Raw genomic sequence first — 15,645 nt, forward strand, 5'->3', positions numbered from 1 at the left:
CTCGGGCATGCTGATTCGACGAAGCAGATTCCCTATATTTTATGCTGTTTTTTGCAATTCAGCCCGCGATGGACGGGCGCCATCGACGTTCCGGCGTGCGCCAGTCGATGCCTTCGATCAGCATGGCAAGCTGTGCTGGAGACAGCGTCACCGTGCCGCCGGGATCGCTCATTCTCGGCCAGATGAAGCCGCCTTGATCGAGCCTCTTGCTGAACAAGCAAAGCCCATTGCCGTCCCAGAACAGGATCTTCAGCGTGCTCGCCTTCTTGCCTCGGAAGGCAAACAAGTGGCCGGAGAATGGATCCTTCTTGAGGTGTTCCTGAACGAGCGCGGCGAGGCCATCCAGGCCCTTCCGCATGTCGGTATACCCCAAAGCCAGGTGCACCTTCACGCCGGCCGGCACGATCATCATCGGGCTGTCTCCTGCTCAATGACGTGGCGACGAACCGCATCCGGATCGCTGCCGATCGGTGCGAAGACGCGACGCCCATCGTGCAGTTCGACAACCGTCATGCCGTCAGGCGGCTGCAATAGATCGTTCAGGATGAGCGTTGCGGATTGTGCGCCAGCGACCTTCACAGCCGCCAATTTCGCCGGCACTCGCTTGCTGAACCCGAACTGTACTCTCCACCGGAACAACATGCTGGTTACGATGCTGTGGCGCCGGCAAACCTCGGCAGCGGTGGCACCGGGGAGCTCGGACTCGGTCACGATCGCGAGCTTTTCCTCCTCACTGAAGCGACGCCGGTTGGCGCGTTCGTCGCTCGGCGGATCGACGGTTGGTGCAACTGTCAAGCGGCTTCTGGCGCAAGACCCCTTAGCAGCGCTGCTAACACTAGTGCTTATTAATGGGCGGGCACTCGGATGAAGTTGCGTTCGCCAGTCGATTTGCACCTCATTGGCGTCGATCAGATCGCGCCACCGCTTCAGGCTGTGCTGCGATATGCCATGTGCCCGGGCGTAGGCTTGCATGCTCAGTCCGCACCACCTCATCGCTTCAACGTGCATTGCCCAGAACGCTTGGACGCCTCTGCAGCGGAGGTCCTTCGACACTGGAGCACGCTTCTTGCGGTGCCGCTCCCGACGTTCCTCGCGACGCAATTCCGCACGTACTTTCAGCGTTTCAGCGTCAATCAGATGCCGCAGCCAGCGATCGAATGTGCCGCCACTGAGACGATGCTGACGACAATATTTCCGCTTGCTGAGACCGCTTCGCCGCCACGCCTCAACGTGGACCGACCAAAAAGAGCGACGCGCTTCGTTCTTGAAATATTCCGTACCCACCGGAGATCCTCCAATGCAGCAAGGAACCCGATATGGAACGACAACGCACTCTCGGAAAGTCGTGCGGGATCCGGACGCTTACGACACGACAGCAGGACGGCGAGATAAAAGGGGCTCGCCTGTCGGACCGCAAGCCATTGACATGGCTTGGGTCCTGGCGTGCCGGTCGGTCGGGGCGCGTGCCGCGCCGTGCGTTTTCACGAATGCAATCAATGACAATTTCGGCACTGTGACTGCTTTTGATCGCCCGGAGGCCTGGCAGTGACCAATGGCGACAGCGATCTGCGCATTCGGCCCGGGCGCATACGCAGCACCCAGGCTCCCAAGCCAAAGAGCTTCATCAATCAGGTGTTGCGCGCCGCAAGGAAAGCCGGACACTCCTCGGCTCACGTTGCTGGCAGGCGTTCTTCCGCGGGCTATGGGCGCTCGACGTTTGGCCGGGGCCGGCTCGCTTTTGGCCGCAGCCGGTTGTTCAGCCCGACGCGGCGCGTTGTGGTGAAGGCGCGCATCGTGCGTCACAAGGGACGTTCGTTCCGCTCGGCGCCGCTGACGGCTCATCTTTCATACCTCAAGCGCGACGGAGTAACCCGGAACGGCGAGCGGGCCGAGATGTTCGATGCTGGCAGCGATCGAGCTGACGGCGTGGCCTTCGCAGAACGATGCCAGGGTGACCGCCATCATTTTCGATTCATTGTCTCGCCCGAGGATGCCGCCGACATGACTGACCTCAGGGCCTTCACCCGTGATCTGGCCAAGCAGATGGAGATCGATCTCGGAACGCGGCTCGAATGGGTGGCCGTCGATCACTGGAACACGGACAACCCTCACGTCCATCTTCTCGTTCGGGGAGTCGATGAGACAGGCGCAGACCTCGTGATCTCCCGCGACTACATCAGCCGCGGCCTGCGCTCACGCGCCGAGGAGTTGGTCGCCATCGAACTCGGTCCAAGACCGGAGCATGAAATCCGCAATTCGCTGGAAAGGGAAGTCACTGCAGAGCGATGGACACGGCTCGATCAGGAGATTCGGCTGGCAGCCGACGAAACCGGCTATATCGATCTTCGCCCCGAGAATCCCGGCAGCTCCGATCCCGAAATCCGGCGCCTGATGGTCGGCCGCCTTCAGCACCTTGAGAAGATGGGCCTTGCTGCGTCAGCTGCGCCAGGGGAGTGGATGGTCGGGCTCGAGGCTGAACGCAATCTCCGCGACCTCGGCATGCGCGGCGACATAATCAAGACTATGCATCGCGCCTTCGGCGAGCGCGGGGAGGCGCGCGGGGTTGCCGACTATGTCATCGAAGGTGGACAGCCGACGTCCCAGATTATCGGGCGACTGGTCGATCGAGGATTGCATGACGAATTGACCGGCGAGGCCTACGCCCTGATCGACGGAACAGACGGGCGCGCGCACCACGTCCGGTTCCGAGGAATCGAAGCTTTCGAACATGCACCATCCGTCGGCGGTATCGTCGAGGTCCGGCGCTTCGGTCCGGCCGATGATCCGCGTCCGACATTGGTCCTTGCCGCCCGTTCTGATCTCGATCTTGGAGAGCAGGTCGCCGCGAAAGGCGCCACCTGGCTCGACCACCGGTTGGTGGAATCCAGCACCATGCCGCTCGCCATGGGCGGCTTCGGTCGCCAGACGCGCGACGCTCTCGAAGCTCGCACCGAGCATTTGGTTCGGGAAGGTCTGGCGCGGCGGCAGGGCCAGCGCATCACCTTCCAGCGTGATCTCCTGAACACGTTGCGCCGACGCGAACTGGACGAGGTGGCGGCAAGAATCTCGGCGGAGACCGGCCTGCCCCACGTGAAGGGCGCCGCCGGCGAGCACGTGGCGGGCACGTATCGTCAGCGGTTGACGCTCGCCTCGGGGCGTTTCGCCATGATCGATGACGGGCTCGGATTTCAGCTGGTGCCCTGGTCGCGCGAGCTCGAGAAAAGGTTGGGCCAGCACGTTGCCGGCACCACGAAGGAGGGCGGCGGGATCGAATGGAGCTTCGGCCGGAAGCGCGACCTCAGCCTGTAGCTATCTTGTCAATTGCTCGAAAGGTGTTCGGGATGTCCGGAACCAAAATCCTGTGGGGACAGGTGATTGTCGTCGGCCTGATCGTCTTGCTCGCTATTTGGGGTGCGACCGAGTGGACGGCCTGGCGCCTCGCCTATCAGCCGGAGCTTGGGCAGCCCTGGTTCGAGTTGTCGGGTTTCAAGATCTATTACCCGCCCGTCTTCTTCTGGTGGTGGTTCGTCTACGACGCCTATGCGCCTCAGGTCTTTGTCGAGGGTGCCTTCATCGCGGCCTCGGGGACCTTTGTTTCGATCGCGGTCGCGATCGGCATGTCGGTGTGGCGGGCGCGCGAGGCCAAGAATGTCCAGACCTACGGCTCGGCGCGGTGGGCCGATCCGCGGGAGGTGCAGGCGGCCGGACTTTTGGGTGGGGACGGGGTCGTGCTTGGTAGGCTGGCGGAGGATTACCTTCGCCACAACGGACCGGAGCATGTGCTCTGCTTTGCGCCGACCCGGTCCGGCAAGGGCGTTGGCCTTGTTGTTCCTTCCCTCCTCACGTGGCCAGACTCGGCAATCGTGCACGACATCAAGGGCGAGAACTGGCAGCTCACGGCCGGGTTTCGGTCCCGACATGGCCGGGTGTTGCTGTTCGATCCGACCAATCCAAAATCGTCTGCCTACAACCCACTTCTCGAAGTACGCCGCGGCGAATGGGAGGTTCGGGACGTCCAGAATGTTGCGGACGTGCTGGTCGATCCGGAAGGGTCGCTCGACAAGCGGAACCACTGGGAGAAGACCAGCCATTCGCTGCTTGTCGGAGCCATCCTGCACGTCCTCTACGCAGAACCTGACAAGTCGCTCGCCGGGGTCGCGGCCTTTTTGTCGGACCCAAAGCGCCCAATCGAGGTCACGCTGAAGGCAATGATGACAAGCTCGCACCTTGGTGAGCAGGGGCCACATCCGGTTGTCGCCTCAACCGCGCGAGAACTGCTGAATAAGTCTGAGAACGAACGCTCTGGCGTGCTCTCGACCGCGATGTCGTTCCTTGGACTCTATCGGGATCCGGTGGTGGCGCAGGTCACGAGCCGATGTGACTGGCGGATCGCGGACCTGATTGCCGATGCTCGTCCGACGACGCTCTATCTTGTCGTGCCTCCGTCCGACATCTCCCGGACGAAGCCGCTCATACGTCTCGTGCTCAATCAAATTGGCCGTCGCATCACCGAAGATCTGCAAGCCAAGAACCGGCGCCACCGCGTTCTGATGATGTTGGACGAGTTCCCGGCCCTGGGACGTCTCGATTTTTTCGAGTCGGCGCTCGCGTTCATGGCCGGATACGGGATCAAGGCCTTCCTGATCGCGCAGTCGTTGAACCAGATCGAGAAGGCCTACGGCCCCAACAATGCGATTTTGGACAATTGCCATGTCCGCGTGAGCTTCGCAACAAACGACGAGCGGACCGCGAGACGCGTTTCGGACGCGCTTGGGACTGCGACCGAGATGCGAGCCATGAAGAACTATGCCGGCCATCGGCTGAACCCGTGGCTTGGCCATCTGATGGTCTCGCGGCAGGAGACCGCACGCGCCTTGCTCACGCCCGGCGAGGTGATGCAGCTTCCTCCCACCGACGAAATCGTAATGGTGGCCGGGACGGCGCCGATCCGAGCCAGGAAGGTGCGCTACTACGAAGATAGGCGCTTTACCGAGCGCATTCTCTCACCGCCAGAGCCGGCCAGGCTGGGGCGGTCTTCCCGGGAAGATAGCTGGTCCAGCCTCAAGCTCCCCGGGCGGAATGACGCAACCGTCCAGACCGAAGACTCCGAAACCGATGCCGCCAACAGCGGTCTGCGCCGGGAACCCGAGCTTCCTGACCACGTCGCCATCGTCAAAGAGACAACCGATGTGACGCCGACAGAAGAGTTTGCCGTCCTGGACGACGACGATGAGGCCGTGCGTCAAGCCCGGCTTCTTCGCCAGCAGATGCGTGGCGTGGCCCGCCAGGCGGCGCTTGACCCGAACGATGGCATTGATCTCTGAGGTCCCATGCGCAACCGCATGAACGTGTATTTCCCGCCGGAGCTTCTGAAGGAGATCTCCGACCTTGCCGATCGCAAAAACCTGTCGCGATCAGCCATCGTCGAGGCGGCCGTCGTCACGTTTCTGTCACCCGATGGAGTGGATCGCAGAGAGGCGGCGTTCGCCCGCCGTCTCGACCGGTTGTCCCGGCAAGTGCAGAGACTTGAGCGGGATGTCGGACTGACAGCCGAGACCTTGGCCCTGTTTGTTCGATTTTGGCTGACGATCACGCCTCCCTTGCCGAACGAAGCCCAGGCCGCCGCTCAGATCAAGGGACGTGAGCGCTTTGAAGGCTTCGTCGAGACATTGGGCCGCCGCCTGCAAAAGGGCCAAAGCTTCTTGCGGGAGATTCCGGACGATATCGCTCGTGGAGAGCCCGAGGCTTCCGCCAAATGATTGCGCCAGCCTTGCTGGCTGCTCCGGCCTTTCTCTTTCTACGCCAGGCTACGACGAAGATGATCGCCTTGTTGCAGGAAGGTCCTTGGTGGTTTTTCTAATCATCCCCATCCGAGGGCGTTGCTTTAGCCCTCGATCGGTGGGGGCAGGCAGTGGCAATCCATTCTCTTCAGTCGGAGGCGATCTCGCGCGGCGCGCGGATGCTCCGCAGCGCGCTGGGGCTCGCCATCGCGCGCTACCTCGAAGACGATGCGATCGTCGAGGTGATGCTGAACCCTGACGGCCGATTGTGGATCGACCGGCTCTCCAGCGGACTGACTGATACAGGTGAACAACTCTCCGCCGCCGATGGCGAGCGCATCATTCGCCTGGTGGCACATCATGTGGGGGCCGAGGTCCACGCCGCCGCGCCCCGCATTTCTGCTGAACTCCCCGAGACCGGAGAGCGGTTTGAAGGCCTGTTGCCTCCTGTCGTCGCGGCACCAGCGTTCGCCATTCGCAAGCCCGCCGTCGCGGTCTTTACGCTCGACGACTATGCCAAGGCGGGCATCATGACGGCCGATCACGCCATGTCACTGCGCCAGGCCGTCGCCTCGCGCAAAAACATCCTGGTCGCTGGCGGCACATCAACGGGCAAGACCACGCTCACAAACGCATTGCTTGCCGAGGTCGCGAAGACCAGTGACCGGGTCGTGCTGATCGAGGACACCCGCGAGCTGCAATGCAAAGCACCGAATCTGGTCGCGCTGCGCACCAAGGATGGCGTGGTCTCGCTCTCGGATCTCGTGCGCTCCTCACTTCGACTGCGTCCAGACCGCATTCCCATTGGCGAGGTGCGGGGCGCTGAGGCTCTTGATTTGCTCAAGGCCTGGGGAACCGGTCACCCCGGCGGTATCGGCACCATCCATGCGGGCACTGCGCTCGGCGCTTTACGCCGGCTGGAGCAGCTCATCCAGGAAGCCGTGATGACCGTGCCGCGCGCCCTGATCGCCGAAACCATCAACGTCGTTGCGGTCCTGTCCGGGCGCGGTGCCGAGCGCCGGCTTGCCGAACTCGCGCGCGTCAACGGCCTCGGAGCGGCCGGGGATTACAGCCTTTCACCAGCAGGAGACTTCACATGAGCAATCGAAACATGAGCAATCGAAACCGAGTTCCGCATTGGAGCGTTTCCATCGCCGCGCTGGGTGCGGTCCTGCTCATGAGTCCGCCCGCCTGGGCCGCCGGCTCCAACATGCCATGGGAGCAGCCGCTCAATCAGATCCTGCAGTCAGTTGAAGGACCGGTCGCCAAGATCATCGCCGTCATCATCATCGTCGTCACCGGCCTGACGCTTGCTTTTGGCGATTCCTCGGGCGGCTTTCGCAGGCTGATTCAGATCGTGTTCGGGCTTTCGATTGCGTTTGCAGCCTCGAGCTTCTTCTTGTCGTTTTTCTCATTCGGCGGCGGCGTGGTGGTGTGATGGACGAGCCCGTCGCAGGATTTATCGCGCCGGTGCACCGGGCTCTGACGGAGCCGATCCTGATGGGCGGAGCACCCCGGTCGGTCGCCATCGTCAACGGGACGCTCGCCGCAGCCCTTGGGCTCGGATTGCGCTTGTGGATCGCCGGTCTCCTGCTCTGGGCCATTGGGCACGCGGCGGCTGTATGGGCCGCCAAGCGAGACCCCGCGTTCGTCGAAGTGGTGCGCCGTCACCTGCGCGTCCCAGCCCATCTCAACATCTAGAGCTCTTTCCATGATGAATCTTACGGAATACCGCCGATCGAGCACGCGGCTTGCCGATTTCTTGCCGTGGGCGGCCCTGGTCGACGCGGGCATTGTGTTGAACAAAGACGGCTCGTTCCAGCGAACGGCCAGATTCCGCGGACCAGACCTCGACAGTGCCGTTCCGGCCGAGCTCGTGGCCGTGGCCGGTCGTCTCAACAACGCTCTGCGCCGCCTCGGATCCGGCTGGGCCGTCTTTGTGGAGGCGCAGCGCCATTCCGCAGGAGCGTATCCGCCTAACACATTTCCGGACGTCGCATCCGCGCTGGTTGATGCCGAGCGCCGGGCGCAGTTTGAGGAAGAGGGCGCCCATTACGACTCGAGCTATTACCTGACTTTCGCCTACCTGCCGCCGGCCGAGGATGCGGCCAGGGCGGAGCGGCTTCTTTATGAAGGCAGCAGTCGCACGCCAAGTGCCGACGCGCGCGAAGTGCTCAGCGGCTTTGTCGATCGAACCGATCGCGTGCTGCAGCTTGTCGAGGGCGTTATGCCTGAATGCGCCTGGCTCGACGACGAGGCGACGCTAACTTACCTGCATTCGACGATCTCGACCAAACGGCATCGGGTTCGCGTGCCCGAGATCCCCATGTATCTCGACGCGATGCTCGCTGACCAGCCCTTAACCGGAGGTATCGAGCCGATGTTGGGCGCGGCGCACCTGCGCGTTCTGTCCGTCATCGGGTTTCCGACAGCGACCACGCCCGGAATTCTCGATGACCTCAATCGTCTCGCTTTCCCGTACCGCTGGTCGACCCGGGCGATCATGCTCGACAAAACGGATGCGACAAAGCTCCTGACGAAAATCCGGCGGCAGTGGTTCGCCAAGCGGAAGTCAATCGCCGCGATCCTGAAGGAGGTGATGACCAACGAGGCCTCCTCGCTTCTCGATACCGACGCTCACAACAAGGCGATGGATGCGGACGCGGCGCTTCAGGAGCTTGGTTCGGACCAGATCGGCGAGGCCTTCGTGACGGCGAGCGTAACCGTTTGGGGCCGAGATGCGCGCTCGGCCGACGAGAGATTGCGGCTCGTCGAGAAGGTCATTCAGGGACGTGACTTCACCTGCATGATCGAGACGGTGAACGCTATCGAAGCGTGGCTCGGCAGCCTGCCTGGACAGGTATATGCCAACGTCCGGCAGCCGCCCCTCTCGACCCTCAACCTTGCTCACATGATTCCGCTGTCGGCCGTGTGGTCCGGAGAGGCGCGTGATCATCATTTCAACGCTCCGCCCCTGTTCTTTGGCAAGACGGAAGGGTCAACTCCCTTCCGTTTCGCGCTTCACGTCGGCGACGTCGGACACACGCTTGTGGTTGGCCCGACCGGTGCCGGCAAGTCGGTCCTGCTGGCGCTGATGGCGCTCCAGTTCCGCCGCTATCCCCAGTCTCAGGTCTTCGCCTTTGATTTTGGAGGCTCAATCCGGGCGGCAGCCCTCGCTATGGGCGGCGATTGGCACGATCTCGGCGGCGCGCTGTCGCAAGACGCGTCCGAACCGGTCGCGTTGCAGCCATTGGCCTGGATCGACGACACGGCGGAACGGGCCTGGGCCACGGACTGGGTTGCCTCGATCCTTGCCCGCGAGAAGATCGAGATCACGCCGGAAGCGAAGGATCATTTATGGTCCGCGCTGACCTCCCTTGCTTCAGCGCGCCTCCCGGAGCGGACCCTGACAGGGCTGTCCGTTCTGCTCCAGTCGACGACCCTGAAACGCGCTTTGCAACCCTATTGCCTCGGTGGGCCCTATGGGCGGCTGCTCGATGCAGAATTCGAGCGAATTGGCGAGGGGGCGGTCCAGGCGTTCGAGACCGAAGGACTAATTGGAACGGACGCGGCGCCCGCGGTGCTGGCCTATCTGTTCCACCGCATTGGCGACCGCCTCGATGGCAGGCCGACGCTCATGATCGTCGACGAAGGCTGGCTTGCGCTTGATGACGCGGATTTTGCCGGCCAGCTCCGCGAATGGTTGAAGACGCTGCGCAAGAAGAACGCGTCTGTGGTGTTCGCCACACAGTCTTTGTCGGACATCGATGGATCTGACATCGCTCCTGCCATCATCGAGAGTTGCCCGACGCGATTGCTTCTTCCGAACGAGCGGGCGATCGAGCCTCAGATCACCGCGATCTATCGCCGTTTTGGGCTCAACGATCGCCAGATCGAGCTCTTGAGCCGCGCGACGCCGAAAAGGGACTACTACTGCCAATCCCGCCGCGGCAACCGCATGTTCGAGCTCGGGCTCGGTGAAGTCGCGCTCGCCTTTGCGGCTGCATCCTCCAAGACAGACCAGGCCGCAATCGACCGATTGGTCACAGAGCACGGCCGCGAAGCCTTTGTGCCTGCTTGGCTCCAGCACCGCGGAGCCGGTTGGGCCGTGGACCTCATTCCCAATCTTGGCAATCTGGAGAAGTCGCAATGAGCCGTCGTCGTCTCGGCCTGGCGATCAGCATCGTTGCTGTCTCGCTTCTGGCAACCGCGCCCAGCCGGGCGCAATGGATCGTCTTTGATCCCAACAACTACGTCCAGAATGTCCTGACCGCGGCACGAGAGCTGCAGCAGATCAACAATCAGATCACCTCGTTGCAGAACGAGGCGCAGATGTTGATCAACCAGGCGAAGAACCTGGCAAGCCTGCCATACTCCTCGCTGCAGCAGCTCCAGAGCTCCATTCAACGCACCCAGCAGCTTCTCAGCCAGGCCCAGCGCATCGGCTATGACGTGCAGCAGATCGATCGGGCCTTCGCCACCAGCTACGGACCGGCAACCGCCAGCCAATCCGATTCAGCGTTGATCGCAGGTGCGCAATCGCGCTGGCAGGACTCGGTCGCGGGATTTCAGGACGCACTTCGTGTGCAAGCCGGCGTTGTCGGAAATCTCGACACAAACCGCATTCAGACCTCGGCACTGGTAAGCTCAAGCCAGGGTGCAAGCGGGGCCCTGCAGGCCACGCAAGCCGGGAACCAGATCCTCGCACTCCAGGCAGAGCAGCTCGCCGACTTGACTGCGGCCATGGCGGCGCAGGGCAGGGCTCAATCTCTGGAATCTGCCCGACGCGCCGCTGCTCAGGACCAAGCTCGCGAGCAGCTTCGGCGCTTTCTTACGAGCGGTCAGGGTTATCAATCCTCCAACGTGCAGATGTTTCATTGATGAGCAATCAAAAGGCGTTCCAAGCATTGTCGCTCGCCATCACGGCGATTGGCGGAACGGCGCTCATCGTCGCATGCACGATCCAGCTACGCGGTCCGGACAAAGTCACGAGTCCGAAGCCATCGAGCGCAACAGCCAGCAGCCAAATGGAATCCGATCTCACCCGCTGCCGTACTGTGACGTCAGAGCATTCTCCGGCGTATCAGGATTGCCAAAGGATCTGGGCCGAGAACCGGCGCCGGTTCTTCGGCCAAGGGGTGAGCGCGACCGGTTCCGCTGTCAACGATCGAGCCAGCTCGCCGTTGCTGTCAGCGCCGAAAGATCAGAGCCGAATGCCTCAAGGCGATTCCTCCGTCGCGTCACCCGAGGGAGGTAATCAATGACGGGCACGGGAATTATCGATCAGTTCCTCGAGACCTTCACCCGCTACATCGACAATGGCTTTGGGCTTCTTGGCGGCGAGGTGGGCTATCTTGCGACAACGCTGGCTGCGATCGATATCACCCTGGCCGCGCTGTTCTGGAGCTGGGGCACCGATGAGGACATCGTCGCGCGGCTCGTCAAGAAAACCCTGTTCGTCGGTGTCTTCGCCTACCTGATCGGCAATTGGAATAATCTCGCCCGTATCGTCTTCGAAAGCTTCGCCGGTCTCGGATTGAAGGCCTCAGGTACGGGCCTTTCGGCAGGCGATTTCGTTCACCCCGGAAAAATTGCACAAGTCGGGCTCGATGCCGGCCGGCCGATCCTGGATTCGATCTCAAACCTGATGGGCTACATCAGCTTTTTTGAGGACTTTGTCCAGATCGTGGTCCTGCTGTTCGCCTGGGCCGTCGTCCTGCTCGCCTTCTTCATTCTGGCGATCCAGCTCTTCGTCACACTGATTGAGTTCAAGCTGACGACGCTGGCAGGGTTCGTGCTGCTTCCGTTCGGGCTGTTCGGCAAGACGGCGTTTGCGGCCGAACGCGTCCTTGGCAATGTCGTGTCGTCCGGCATCAAGGTGCTGGTGCTGGCCGTGATCGTCGGTATCGGCTCGACCTTGTTTTCCCAGTTCACCTCCGGCTTCAATGGCGGCCAGCCGACGATCGAAGATGCCATGACTCTGGTCTTGGCCGCGTTGTCGCTTCTGGGTCTTGGAATCTTTGGACCCGGAATCGCGAACGGGCTGGTATCTGGTGGTCCGCAACTCGGTGCGGGCAGCGCGGTCGGTACGGGACTTGCGGCCGGCGGGATGGCTGCAGCAGGAGCCGGTCTGGCCGCCGGCGGTGTCGGTCTCGCCGGCGGAGCGATCGCAGGTGCGGCGCGGGGCGGCAGCGCGATCGCAAGCGGCGCGGCGGCCGCCTACCGGAGCGGCGGCATAGGTGGTGTTGCCGAGGCTGCTGCTTCAGCTTCTGTCAGTCCGCTCCGCAGAGCCTCCGCGGCGATCCATAGCGGCAGCCGGTCCACCAGCACCACCTCTGTCAACTCGGGCGAAGGTCCGCCGGATTGGGCGCAGCGCATGAAGCGCGCGCAGACAATCAGCCATGGAGTTTCGGCGGCAACTCATGCCGTTCGGTCGGGAGACCATGGTGGAAGTGGCAGCTCGATCGATCTGTCTGACGGAGGGCGCTAGATGTCAAAGTGCCCGTTTGCTGAGAAGCCGTGCGAATATGACCACAGGACTGACCAGCCAAGTTCAAACGCGCGCCCTGGTCGGCGCGCTTGGCATGGTCCGGCCTGGCAAGCTCTGGTGCTGGCTTCTCAAGCACTCTCGTTGAGCCTTACGCCCGCGCTTCTCTGGCAGGCCACGCATGACCAGTCCGCGTCAGTGAGAGCGCCACTGCGCGAGAGCCAACAAGTGTTCGAGATGTCGGCCATGCAAGATCGGCCGGACGCCTTCCTTACGCTGCCTCTCGTGCATTTGCTGCCTGACCTCCGGGGTTTGAGCTCAAGCGTTCGCAGACGGCAATGCAGGGCCTGCCGTGTCTCGCGCTGCCTTTGCGTGTTCAGACACCTCGTGCGCGTCGAGCAAGCGACGTGATTGCAACCCTCCGCACTCGCCGCCTGGCCATCGAGCGAAATGCAAGTCTCAATTGTGGTTTCTTGGGGAAATGACTGATGTTCAAGAGGTCTTCGGTTCACTACGGGCGGACGCCCGCGCCCGTGACGCCCTATCAGAAGGCGGCGCAAGCGTGGGACGAGCGCATCGGTTCGGCACGTGTGCAAGCCAGAAATTGGCGGCTGATGGCATTCAGCTGTCTGACGCTCTCGTGTGGCCTCGCAGGAGGCCTGGTCTGGCAATCAACGCAAGGAACAATCACGCCGTGGGTCGTCGAGGTCGATCGTCTCGGCCAGGCACAAAGAATAGCTCCCGCGACCTCCGATTTCGAACCCAGCGATGCTCAGATTGCCTATCACTTGGCTCGCTTTATCGAGGACGTCCGCGGTCTGCCGGCAGACGGCATTGTCCTGCGCCAGAACTGGCTCAGGGCGTACGACTTCACCACCGACCGCGGGGCCGCCGCTCTGAACGAATACGCCAGGAGCAATGATCCCTTCGCAAGGCTCGGAAAGACGCAAGTCTCGGTCGAGGTCTCGAGCGTCATCCGCGCCTCAACTGAAAGCTTCCGCGTCGCCTGGGTTGAGCGCGGCTACGAGAACGGATCGCTTGGTTCAACGGAGCGCTGGACCGCCATTCTGACGATCGTCATTCAGGCGCCTCGCGATGCCGATCGGTTGCGCAAGAATCCTCTCGGCGTCTACGTCAATGCAATCAGCTGGTCGAAGGAGCTCGGGCAATGAAGCCGCAATCCTCTCAAGTCCCGACTGGCGTCTCTCCAGGGTTATCGGGCAGGGCGGCCGTTTCAGTGCTCGCGGTCCTCGCGTGCATGCTTGGCGCCTGCTCGACCTATATTCCGCCCCAAATCACCTACGACTCCGACGTGCCGCCACTGCCGCCGCTACCGGCCGATGTCGATGATCGGAGCCGTCCACTTCACGTCCCGCCCGCCTGGAAGCCGGCGCTCGGCGGCAAATCGGGGGCAAAGGAGCAAGCCGAACCGGTCGACAGGGTCGACGCGGCCAATAGCGCCGCTCGCGTCCAGCCGCGCAAACGCGGGTATTTCAACGCCGCGCAGATCTACAGCTTCAGTCCCGGTGCCCTGTACCAGGTCTATGCAGCGCCGGGTCAAATCACGGACATCGCGCTGGAGGAGGGCGAACAGCTGGTCGGGTCCGGCCCGATCGCGGCTGGCGACACGGTGCGTTGGGTCGTCGGGGATACCGAGAACGGAAGCGGCGACACCCGCCGCGTCCATGTTCTGGTCAAGCCGACGCGCGCGTCGATCGAGACGAACCTCGTCATCAACACGGATCGGCGCACCTATCTGATTGAGCTTCGCTCGCGCGAAAAGCCCTACATGCCGTTGGTTGCTTGGTACTACCCGCAAGATCGGCAGGGGAAAAGACAATCGGCATCTTTGACACCTGCGTTGCCCGACATCACGCAACGCCGCTTCCGTTACCGAATCGAAGGTGACAACGCTCCCTGGCGTCCCATTGCGGCTTATGATGATGGTCGCAAGGTCTACATCGAATTCCCGCAAGGCATCGTACAGGGCGAAATGCCGCCCCTGTTTGCCCTCGGTCCTGACGGCAAGACCGAGATCGTCAACTATCGGGCCTATGGCAATCTGCTGATTGTCGATCGGCTGTTCGCAGCCGCCGAACTCCGCCTGGGCGGAGAGCACCAGCAGAAGGTCAGAATTGTCCGGACCGACGGGAGCTCGACATGACCGACCGTCAGGATGAAGAACAACCGGCCAGCACGCAACAGCCGCCTCAGGAGCAGACAGAGCTGTTTCGGCTCCGGCCAGAATACCCGCGCGTGACCCGCCTTTCGCGCAAGGTCCTGTTGACCGGCAGCTCTCTCGCAGTATTCCTTGTTGCTGGTGCGACCTTCTGGGCGCTGCAGAAAAATCAGGCACGCGGTCCCAGGCCAGAAGAGCTCTACAGCACGGATCATCACAACGTTGCGGAGAGCATCACTGCGCTTCCGCAGGATTACGCGAAGGTGCCACGCCAGGTGCCGCAGTTGGGCCCGCCGCTTCCCGGCGATCTCGGCCGCCCGATCCTCGCTGCTCAGGGGCAGCCGGCTGGTGCCGCGGCTGGTTCGGCCGATCAGGAGCGGCAACGCGAGAGCCAGGAGGCAGAGGCGGCGCGCATCAGCCGTCTGTTTGCCTCCACGAATACCCGAGAGGCCTCAAATCCGATAGGCGTCGGGCAAGCAGTTGATCGCGCGAACATGGCTGCGCCGGGGGTCAACAACGACGAGGGAACTGCGCAGAATGCGCAGGACCGGAAGCTTGCGTTCGTGAATGCTGCCGTGGACAGGCGTACCACGAGTCCGGATCGGATCACGAAAGCTGCTTCACCTTATGTGGTGCAGGCAGGAACGGTTATTCCCGGAGCTCTGATCACGGGCATCCGCTCCGACCTGCCGGGACAGCTCACGGCTCAAGTCACCGAGCACGTGTATGACTCGCCGACGGGGCGCTTCCTGCTAATTCCGCAGGGTACGCGTCTCATAGGGGTCTATGACAGCCAGATCAGCTTCGGCCAGTCACGCGTGTTGCTTGTCTGGACGCGGCTGATCATGCCCAACGGGCGCTCCATTGTCCTCGAGCGGCAACCCGGCGCGGATCCATCGGGGTATGCAGGGCTTGAAGACGAGGTCGACAACCACTGGGGTGAACTCTTCAAGGCAGCCGCCCTCTCAACCTTCCTGGCCGTCGGCACAGAACTGGGAGCTGGCTCCGATACAAACAGCAACGATAGTGCGATCATTCAGGCGTTGCGACATGGCGCATCGGATTCGCTCAACCAAACCGGACAGCAAGTGGTTCGGCGCAGTCTCAACATCCAGCCCACACTCACTGTTCGGCCCGGGTTTCCGATCCGCGTCAACATCAACCGCGATCTCGTTCTGGAGCCATATAAAGGGTGATGC

General features: G+C 62.4%; 15 protein-coding genes. 13 read left to right on the forward strand and 2 right to left on the reverse strand.

The features are described from left to right. Positions 1 to 58: 58 nt before the first annotated feature. Positions 59 to 412 (reverse strand): IS66 family insertion sequence element accessory protein TnpB, encoded by a 354-nt coding sequence (gene tnpB / locus K3F49_RS33825; protein WP_234685199.1) that lies wholly within the window; start codon positions 410 to 412, stop codon positions 59 to 61. Next, entirely contained in the window at positions 409 to 1,284 is an 876-nt protein-coding gene (gene tnpA, locus K3F49_RS33830) for an IS66 family insertion sequence element accessory protein TnpA (RefSeq protein ID WP_234685200.1), read from the reverse strand. The genes tnpB and tnpA overlap by 4 nt, the downstream gene beginning before the upstream one ends. A 261-nt stretch (positions 1,285 to 1,545) precedes the next feature. On the opposite strand from tnpA, the gene K3F49_RS33835 reads away from it, so the two are divergent. The 13 genes from K3F49_RS33835 to K3F49_RS33895 all read left to right on the forward strand — a co-directional run bounded on the left by K3F49_RS33835 (position 1,546) and on the right by K3F49_RS33895 (position 15,642). Beyond that, the gene (locus tag K3F49_RS33835; RefSeq protein WP_234685201.1) at positions 1,546 to 3,309 is read left to right on the forward strand and encodes a DUF3363 domain-containing protein; all 1,764 of its coding nucleotides are present in this window, start codon (positions 1,546 to 1,548) and stop codon (positions 3,307 to 3,309) included. Between the two features lie 32 nt (positions 3,310 to 3,341). Then, positions 3,342 to 5,324: a conjugal transfer protein TraG gene (locus K3F49_RS33840; RefSeq protein WP_234685202.1), complete on the forward strand. Its 1,983-nt coding sequence runs from the start codon at positions 3,342 to 3,344 to the stop codon at positions 5,322 to 5,324. 6 nt (positions 5,325 to 5,330) lie between these two features. Beyond that, positions 5,331 to 5,759: a CopG family transcriptional regulator gene (locus tag K3F49_RS33845; RefSeq protein ID WP_234685203.1), complete on the forward strand. Its 429-nt coding sequence runs from the start codon at positions 5,331 to 5,333 to the stop codon at positions 5,757 to 5,759. A 200-nt stretch (positions 5,760 to 5,959) separates the two neighbouring features. Then, positions 5,960 to 6,880 (forward strand): P-type conjugative transfer ATPase TrbB, encoded by a 921-nt coding sequence (gene trbB, locus K3F49_RS33850; protein ID WP_249795052.1) that lies wholly within the window; start codon positions 5,960 to 5,962, stop codon positions 6,878 to 6,880. Next, positions 6,877 to 7,218 (forward strand): TrbC/VirB2 family protein, encoded by a 342-nt coding sequence (locus K3F49_RS33855; RefSeq protein WP_452101142.1) that lies wholly within the window; start codon positions 6,877 to 6,879, stop codon positions 7,216 to 7,218. Before trbB ends, K3F49_RS33855 begins: the two co-directional genes overlap by 4 nt. Then, positions 7,218 to 7,481: a VirB3 family type IV secretion system protein gene (locus tag K3F49_RS33860; RefSeq protein WP_027534830.1), complete on the forward strand. Its 264-nt coding sequence runs from the start codon at positions 7,218 to 7,220 to the stop codon at positions 7,479 to 7,481. The genes K3F49_RS33855 and K3F49_RS33860 overlap by 1 nt, the downstream gene beginning before the upstream one ends. Positions 7,482 to 7,491: 10 nt before the next feature. Then, positions 7,492 to 9,933 carry a conjugal transfer protein TrbE gene (gene trbE, locus K3F49_RS33865; protein ID WP_234685276.1) on the forward strand — a complete coding sequence of 814 codons (2,442 nt, stop codon included), beginning with the start codon at positions 7,492 to 7,494 and terminating at the stop codon, positions 9,931 to 9,933. Then, the gene (trbJ, locus tag K3F49_RS33870) at positions 9,930 to 10,661 is read left to right on the forward strand and encodes a P-type conjugative transfer protein TrbJ (protein ID WP_234685205.1); all 732 of its coding nucleotides are present in this window, start codon (positions 9,930 to 9,932) and stop codon (positions 10,659 to 10,661) included. Before trbE ends, trbJ begins: the two co-directional genes overlap by 4 nt. Next, positions 10,661 to 11,044 (forward strand): putative entry exclusion protein TrbK-alt, encoded by a 384-nt coding sequence (gene trbK-alt / locus K3F49_RS33875; protein WP_234685206.1) that lies wholly within the window; start codon positions 10,661 to 10,663, stop codon positions 11,042 to 11,044. The genes trbJ and trbK-alt overlap by 1 nt, the downstream gene beginning before the upstream one ends. Next, the gene (gene trbL, locus K3F49_RS33880) at positions 11,041 to 12,270 is read left to right on the forward strand and encodes a P-type conjugative transfer protein TrbL (protein ID WP_234685207.1); all 1,230 of its coding nucleotides are present in this window, start codon (positions 11,041 to 11,043) and stop codon (positions 12,268 to 12,270) included. Before trbK-alt ends, trbL begins: the two co-directional genes overlap by 4 nt. 485 nt (positions 12,271 to 12,755) lie before the next feature. Continuing rightward, the gene (trbF, locus tag K3F49_RS33885) at positions 12,756 to 13,439 is read left to right on the forward strand and encodes a conjugal transfer protein TrbF (RefSeq protein WP_027545494.1); all 684 of its coding nucleotides are present in this window, start codon (positions 12,756 to 12,758) and stop codon (positions 13,437 to 13,439) included. Next, a complete protein-coding gene (gene trbG / locus K3F49_RS33890; RefSeq protein WP_234685208.1) occupies positions 13,436 to 14,431 on the forward strand; it encodes a P-type conjugative transfer protein TrbG in 996 nt (331 codons plus the stop codon). Before trbF ends, trbG begins: the two co-directional genes overlap by 4 nt. Next, entirely contained in the window at positions 14,428 to 15,642 is a 1,215-nt protein-coding gene (locus K3F49_RS33895) for a TrbI/VirB10 family protein (RefSeq protein ID WP_234685209.1), read from the forward strand. The genes trbG and K3F49_RS33895 overlap by 4 nt, the downstream gene beginning before the upstream one ends. Positions 15,643 to 15,645 lie beyond the last annotated feature (3 nt).

The sequence above is a fragment of the Bradyrhizobium monzae genome (assembly GCF_021458635.1).
Classification (GTDB): domain Bacteria; phylum Pseudomonadota; class Alphaproteobacteria; order Rhizobiales; family Xanthobacteraceae; genus Bradyrhizobium.

What these genes read in the sequence shown, in the direction of transcription:
- trbG (WP_234685208.1), top strand. Translation starts at nt 13,436, where the DNA reads ATGAAGCCGCAATCCTCTCAAGTCCCGACTGGCGTCTCTCCAGGGTTA.
- tnpB (WP_234685199.1), bottom strand. Translation starts at nt 412, where the DNA reads ATGATGATCGTGCCGGCCGGCGTGAAGGTGCACCTGGCTTTGGGGTAT.
- K3F49_RS33860 (WP_027534830.1), top strand. Translation starts at nt 7,218, where the DNA reads ATGGACGAGCCCGTCGCAGGATTTATCGCGCCGGTGCACCGGGCTCTG.
- trbB (WP_249795052.1), top strand. Translation starts at nt 5,960, where the DNA reads ATGCTCCGCAGCGCGCTGGGGCTCGCCATCGCGCGCTACCTCGAAGAC.
- trbE (WP_234685276.1), top strand. Translation starts at nt 7,492, where the DNA reads ATGATGAATCTTACGGAATACCGCCGATCGAGCACGCGGCTTGCCGAT.
- K3F49_RS33855 (WP_452101142.1), top strand. Translation starts at nt 6,877, where the DNA reads ATGAGCAATCGAAACATGAGCAATCGAAACCGAGTTCCGCATTGGAGC.
- K3F49_RS33895 (WP_234685209.1), top strand. Translation starts at nt 14,428, where the DNA reads ATGACCGACCGTCAGGATGAAGAACAACCGGCCAGCACGCAACAGCCG.
- K3F49_RS33840 (WP_234685202.1), top strand. Translation starts at nt 3,342, where the DNA reads ATGTCCGGAACCAAAATCCTGTGGGGACAGGTGATTGTCGTCGGCCTG.
- trbK-alt (WP_234685206.1), top strand. Translation starts at nt 10,661, where the DNA reads ATGAGCAATCAAAAGGCGTTCCAAGCATTGTCGCTCGCCATCACGGCG.
- trbF (WP_027545494.1), top strand. Translation starts at nt 12,756, where the DNA reads ATGTTCAAGAGGTCTTCGGTTCACTACGGGCGGACGCCCGCGCCCGTG.
- trbL (WP_234685207.1), top strand. Translation starts at nt 11,041, where the DNA reads ATGACGGGCACGGGAATTATCGATCAGTTCCTCGAGACCTTCACCCGC.
- K3F49_RS33845 (WP_234685203.1), top strand. Translation starts at nt 5,331, where the DNA reads ATGCGCAACCGCATGAACGTGTATTTCCCGCCGGAGCTTCTGAAGGAG.
- trbJ (WP_234685205.1), top strand. Translation starts at nt 9,930, where the DNA reads ATGAGCCGTCGTCGTCTCGGCCTGGCGATCAGCATCGTTGCTGTCTCG.